This window comes from Shimia sp. R10_1 (genome assembly GCF_017744095.1).
Taxonomy (GTDB): domain Bacteria; phylum Pseudomonadota; class Alphaproteobacteria; order Rhodobacterales; family Rhodobacteraceae; genus Shimia.
Window position 1 is genome coordinate 1 of the sequence record NZ_JAGHQX010000026.1, and the last position, 3,870, is coordinate 3,870.

At 54.4% G+C, this 3,870-nt stretch carries 4 protein-coding genes and 1 tRNA gene; 3 read left to right on the plus strand and 2 right to left on the minus strand.

Going from position 1 to position 3,870, the window contains the following annotated elements:
- Positions 1–49 precede the first annotated feature (49 nt).
- A tRNA-Met gene (locus J7413_RS20305) sits at positions 50–126 on the plus strand.
- 438 nt (positions 127–564) lie between these two features.
- Positions 565–2,082 (plus strand): hypothetical protein, encoded by a 1,518-nt coding sequence (locus tag J7413_RS20310; protein ID WP_209101831.1) that lies wholly within the window; start codon positions 565–567, stop codon positions 2,080–2,082.
- Positions 2,083–2,529: 447 nt separating this feature from the next.
- Here the strand turns inward: J7413_RS20310 and J7413_RS20315 are convergent, their stop codons facing one another.
- Both J7413_RS20315 and J7413_RS20320 read right to left on the minus strand, forming a co-directional pair.
- Positions 2,530–2,967 (minus strand): hypothetical protein, encoded by a 438-nt coding sequence (locus J7413_RS20315; protein WP_209101834.1) that lies wholly within the window; start codon positions 2,965–2,967, stop codon positions 2,530–2,532.
- A gap of 48 nt (positions 2,968–3,015) precedes the next feature.
- Positions 3,016–3,471 carry a hypothetical protein gene (locus tag J7413_RS20320; RefSeq protein WP_209101836.1) on the minus strand — a complete coding sequence of 152 codons (456 nt, stop codon included), beginning with the start codon at positions 3,469–3,471 and terminating at the stop codon, positions 3,016–3,018.
- Positions 3,472–3,701: 230 nt separating this feature from the next.
- On the opposite strand from J7413_RS20320, the gene J7413_RS20325 reads away from it, so the two are divergent.
- The coding region (locus tag J7413_RS20325) for a transposase (protein ID WP_209096696.1) at positions 3,702–3,870 on the plus strand (169 nt) is incomplete at its 3' end.

Sequence of the window (3,870 nt, forward strand, 5' to 3'; positions counted from 1 at the left end):
CCTGAAGGAAAACAGATCGAAGCACAAAAAAGCACGCGATCAACACCACCGCGGGATGGAGCAGCCAGGTAGCTCGTCAGGCTCATAACCTGAAGGTCGTAGGTTCAAATCCTACTCCCGCAACCAATACCAAACACCAAGAAAACAAGGCACCTGAGCCAGTTTGAGGCTCATCAAGCGTGAACGCCTACACCAGCTCGTGCTACAACCGTGCTACACCACACAGCAATCTCAACCTCACTCGTCACATAAGCCCGCACTGCAACAGAAGCCGCCCAAGGGCGGCTTTCGACGTTTGGAACGCTGCAAAATGGAAGCACTGTGGAAGCAGCAGGAGCCAAAACAGAAAAACAGAACACGCGCCCGACAGTGCTGTCAGCACTGTCAGCATGCCAAGCGTCTAGTCAGAATGTATGGTAGTGATTTTTATTTCATGATGCACTGAGAGAAATCAGCTGTAGATTGTGCAGGCATCAAAAAATTCTTTGCTAACTTATGCATTGGCTTGTGCGATTAACCTGGGTGCGAGATTGTTGCAGTGTTGGGTTAGGGCTTTCTAGACGTATGAATTGGCTTTATGAAAATTTGGGCTGCAGCCCTGTAGCGGGGCTTCGTGCCTGTGCACAAGCGATCAGCGCAGAAGTTTCTTTTGGGGCAAATTTTCTCGCGGTGGTGATATCCATATCTTCCATCGTCTTCTTCTTTCACCGAATGTGGAAATATCTGCGGGACCGCTCAGAGGCGCAAGCTTTGGTGGATATGCTGCAAGATCCAGGCAACTGGCCAAAGCTCAGTGAGCGCCTATCCAACTTGTCGGGCAAACAGGCACAGCCTGGCGCTGCGCAAGAAAAAGCGCGCGCTTATAAAGAAGGTTTGACTAGGATATCCGAGAAGGCAGATGATTTTTTTGGTTGGAAGCTAATTTCTTTCCGGGCCTTTGGTGTCTGTCTAACCTTCGCATTTGTATATCCGATATTGGCGACCCTTTTAACCTGGTTGTTCACAGGGCATGGAACGCTGGGCGGAATAGGGATTGGAGCAGATGGAATCTCCTTTGTGCGCCGTTTATTGGTTTTTTGCCTTTTATTTATCAACTTCGGAATAGTGATTTGGATTGTCTATAGCGCGGAAAGAGTTTCAGTTTTAGTTGGTAGGATGTTTGCTAATAGGTTGCAAGGTGTTAACCAACGGGACGATTTTCTGGCGAAGGCGGTCCGTTGGACATCGGAAACGGCTATCCTTGCCGTTGCCATTGTTGTTACTTTTATCGGTGCCGGTGCTGTTGCCTTTACCGGTGACTTTACTTTTCCCTTCGCGCTCGCCATCGCCGTTGCCTTGGCCATCGCTTTAGCCGGCGCCTTAACTGTTGCTGGTGCAGGTGCCGTTACCGTTGCCGCTGCTGCTGGTTTTGCCCTTACTGGTATTTATTGGGATGCCAATCGCGACAATGAGGCAATAATTCTGTTTTTCTACGTCATATTACCCATGCCAAATGCTCTGGCCGATATGCTGTCGGTTGCGGTTACGCGTGGTTTTGTGCGCCGAATGCTCAAAGACACTCAAACTTGGGGCAGCATCGTGCTTGAGATGGCCGTAGATATCCTCTTCGCTCTTTTCTGCCTGTTTGGTCTGGTGTGCTTCATTGTCTATTGTTTGGAGTTATGGAACCATTGGGGCGGCTCGACTGTCCCGCCTCCGCTTGATTGGCGCGCCTATCGCGATCAGCTGCTAACGAGCCCGGGCGTGGGCTGTATGCTTGGATTCATGTGTTTTACTACGCTGTTGCCCACACTTGTTCATTTTGCGAGTGCCGCGCAGAGCATGTGGCTTTACCGGTCAGCAGAATTGGACCGCGCAAGGGCTGCGCTCTATTCGCTTGATGCGGCTGTAGTGCGCAGCATGCCTCTTGCCGAATGGGACGCTGCGATTTTGCCAATTGCCAGTGGCATAAAACGCGCCTATCGCAAAAGCGGGGCGTTGACGGCTCTCTGCTGCTTTGGTCTCCTCGGGCTTTCTGCTGGCGGCGTTTGGGGAGGTGTGCTTTTATTACGGGTTCTCAATGTACAACCGTTTGCGATTTGACAGTGTGCTTCCCGTTGCCGGAATTAATGTAGCTTGGGTGTAGGGTGGTCCCACCAAGGTGTCAGGCAATTGGCTAGGGCGTGGATTTGGAGCTTGGGGAGCTTGCAGGTTTCGTGCTTGGAGGTCGCTCTAAAGAAGAAGCCCCGCTGTTGAAGCGGGGCGTTTTTCTGCACTGCGTCTGATACTTATGGCGAACTAATCTCGATCACCCTAACACCCGCCTTGCCTGCTCTGTTGAACGCGACGCTTACACCACGCCGCCTCAGCACCGGCAACACCCTTCTAAGCGCTGCTCCCAGCCGGGCGTCACTGCGCGGGAAGCTCTGGCTGTCCTCGGTGATGCTTGGAAAGCGGTCTCGGAGCGTCTGGCGCAATTCCGTCGCTGTGCCGCTCCAATGGCTGCGCCCATCCATCAGAGAGACAATTGCCAGAGCTACGGGGTTGTTTTCAACCGCAGCTTGGTCGGCTTGCGCGCGGTTTGCTGCGTAGGAGTCCAGAAACGCGCCCTGAGGCCATCCTAGCGATTTTTCGGCAGGCCACCACCCATTTGGTAAAATCGGCCATCCTTGGGGCCTCTGAGAGTCTCACAGAGTCGATCTCCCGCAGCGCACAGGATACGGCGTCTAAAAAGCCGCCCAGGATTGCGGGCAAGGCCTTTTCAAAGTCGCGATGGAACTGCCCCAAGGTCTTGCGCTTATGCGACGGAATGACGGGCAGATGTATGCCAATGGCGCGGTCGGCCAGGTCAGGGCGAGAAGCGAGGTCTGGAATGCCGTTGAGCAAGCAGGGCCGTGTGGCATTGAACAACACTTCGTCGCTGTCCGTATGGAGTTTACGGGTGCCAAAGCCACCACCTGTTGCGATCCGGCAGAAGTCATCCGCCATGTCCGGGCGGATGGTGGAGAGGTTGTCAAAGCTCAGAACATGATTGTGCTAGGCGGCGATCACCAAATCCTGCTCTGTCTTTGGCGTGCTGCGCGTGCTTGGTGAGGCAGGATCAATCAGATCGCGCAGGGTTTGAGCGGTGGTGCTCTTGGCGCTGCCTTGTTCGCCAGAGAGGATCAGAATGGGGTAGGGGCCTTTGGGATGGAAACAGCCAAGCACCCAGGCGACGAGCATGCGGAAGTCATCTTCGCTGCCGACATTCACGAAGTCTCTAAGCAGGTTGATCCCGTCTGGATGTCTCTCAGGATGCGGTAGAGCCTGCATGGAGCCAGAGCGGCAGAACCGCGCAGGTGGGTGGCTCACCACCTGCCACCCCTCAGCGGTGATCGCGACGGCCTCCCAGGACTCGCCACCCAGGTCGAGGTAAAGCGTTTGACCGATTGCGGCGATGCGGCTGAACACAGGGTGTGTCTCTCCTTCAAATTTGGCCACGCCTTCCAGCATGCGGCGCTTGTCATCCAGGGTGGCATTGGAGGGCGCTTTGCCTTTGCTGATGTAATGCTGGTAGGCGAGGTAGTCGCGGAACGTACGGCTTCCGATGTCCCAATGCTCAAAATGGCCTTTCCTACGTATCGTAGCGTATGGCTCCCCTTGAGGCGTTTTCCAGAGTTTGGACGTGTCGCGGTTTGATGCCGCTCCTTTGATAGCATTTACTGCAACAAAGGAGACGAACTATGGGACTGAAACGGACTGACGAGTTCCGCGCTGATGCTGTGCGGATTGCGCTGACCAGCGGGCTGACACGAAAGCAGGTCGCCTCAGATTTGGGCGTGGGGCTATCCACGCTGAACAAGTGGGTGACGGCGCATCGTGACACTGAGTTTGTGCCCAACCAAGATCTCG